2 protein-coding genes are annotated in these 1,914 nt (G+C 62.9%); one reads left to right on the plus strand and one right to left on the minus strand.

The window, feature by feature from the left end:
• On the plus strand, nucleotides 1-804 hold an 804-nt coding region (locus tag WBM93_RS09465), incomplete at its 5' end, for a PLP-dependent cysteine synthase family protein (RefSeq protein WP_424431260.1).
• Here the strand turns inward: WBM93_RS09465 and WBM93_RS09470 are convergent.
• The coding region (locus WBM93_RS09470) for a hypothetical protein (RefSeq protein WP_424431262.1) at nucleotides 794-1,914 on the minus strand (1,121 nt) is incomplete at its 5' end. The two genes, WBM93_RS09465 and WBM93_RS09470, sit on opposite strands and share 11 nt — an antisense overlap.

Below are 1,914 nucleotides of genomic sequence, written 5' to 3' on the forward strand. Positions count from 1 at the left end.
GAGGCGACCAGCGGGAACAGCGGTATCTCGTTCGCCGCCATTGGCTGCGCTCTCGGTCATCCGGTCACCATTTTCATGCCCGACTGGGTCAGCGCCGAACGGCGTGCCATTCTTGCCATCTACGGCGCCGACGTGCGCCTGATCTCCCGGGAGCAGGGCGGCTTTCTCGGCTGCATGGCTGCGGCGGAACTGTGGAGCGAACAGGGTGCCTATCTGCCCCGCCAGTTCTCCAACCCGGTCAACGCCGATGAACATGCCGAAGGAACCGGTCCCGAACTCTGGCATCAGATTGCATCGGACGGCGGTGCGCTCGGCGGCTTTGTTGCCGGCGTCGGCACCGGCGGCACGGTCATGGGCATGGGCCGCTATCTGAAAGGCCGCGACCCGAGCATTGCCGTGCACCCCGTCGAACCGATCGAATCGCCAACCCTGTCGGTCGGCCACAAATGCGGCCAGCACCGGGTACAGGGCCTGTCCGACGAATTCATCCCCGCGATCCTCGATCTGTCCGAACTGGACGGGGTGATCGGCGTCAACGATGGTGATGCGATCCTGATGGCGCAGAAGCTCAGCCGCGAGTTCGGTCTCGGCGTCGGGATTTCGAGCGGCATCAATCTGGTCGGAGCGATCAGGCTTGCCCTGCGGCAACCCGCGGCCGCGGATGGAACCCGCAAGGCGGTCGCGACAATCTTTGCCGACAGCAACAGCAAATATCTGTCAACCGATCTGGCGAAAGAAGAGCCTTGCGTTGACTGCTATCTGACCCCGAAAATCGAGCTACTGGATATGCAGACTATCCGCTGAGCGTCGCGATATTGCGGTCGTCATCCGTGATGACATCCACCGCCAGGCCGATCAGATCCGTGTCTTCCGGCGCATCGGGCAACAAGCCGATAGCCGGCAGGCCCTGCTCATCTTCCAGCCACAGGCTCGCTGCACCACGGCCGGCCTTGCCATAAGCCATGGCATAGCTTTTGATCACCGCCTTGCCGGTGAAATAATGTTCCTCTTTCACATGGTCTGGCTTGGGTATCCGCACCGGTGCCGCCATCCGGTCGGGTGACCATCCGCCGGCAACCGGCTGCGCGGCGTAAATGCCGACCGATTCCTTGTTGATCACCCCGCCATTGGCCGAGATCATCCCCGGCTTGCTGCCATCCTTGCGCAACGCCTGCACCAGCGCAACGATCCCGTGCGCGCTATAACTGTTGCCCGGCCCGCCGAAAAAGCTGAGCCCGCCGGTCAAGGTATAGGAGGACAGTGGCCGGTCCGGCGAGCCGAGCGCATCCATCGCCAGCGACACCGCCACCGGGAAACAGCTGTAAATATCAATCGGGCCGAGATCCGCAGCGTCCAGTTCCGCCAGTTCGAGCGCCTTGGGGAAGGCGACTTCCATCGCGGGAGAGATCGACAGGTCGGCCTGATGGCTCATCAGCGGCACGCTGGCATCGGCGCCGCTGTGCAGATAGATCATCTTGTCCCCAGCGATGCCCAGTTCGGCGGCATGGCCAGCGGTCGTCAAAATCACCGCCGCGCCCAGTTCGACCGCATCCTGCGCCACCATCCACCGGCGATAGGGGTCATTGAGCCGGTAGTTGCCATGATCGTCGGCGAGCAATTCTTCCGCCGTCCAGTTGCGGGCAAATTGCGCATGCTCGCGAGTCAACGACACCCCGGCAAAGGCCTCCCACAGCTCGGCCATGTCTTTCGCATAGCTGTCCCTGTCCATCCCCAGCCGCGCGCGCCGGGCATTTTCTACGATCCCGTATGCCATCGGCATGCTGATAATGCCCTGCCGCCACTCATAGGCGGTGAGAATTTTGTCTTCGTCGGTTATCAGATCGGTCATTGCGCGGGTCGCGGGCCGGTTCCAGTCGAGTTTGTGACCGCTCCGCCGCGCCCGTTTGACGGTTC

The organism is Parasphingorhabdus sp. (genome assembly GCF_049667325.1).
Lineage (GTDB): Bacteria > Pseudomonadota > Alphaproteobacteria > Sphingomonadales > Sphingomonadaceae > Parasphingorhabdus.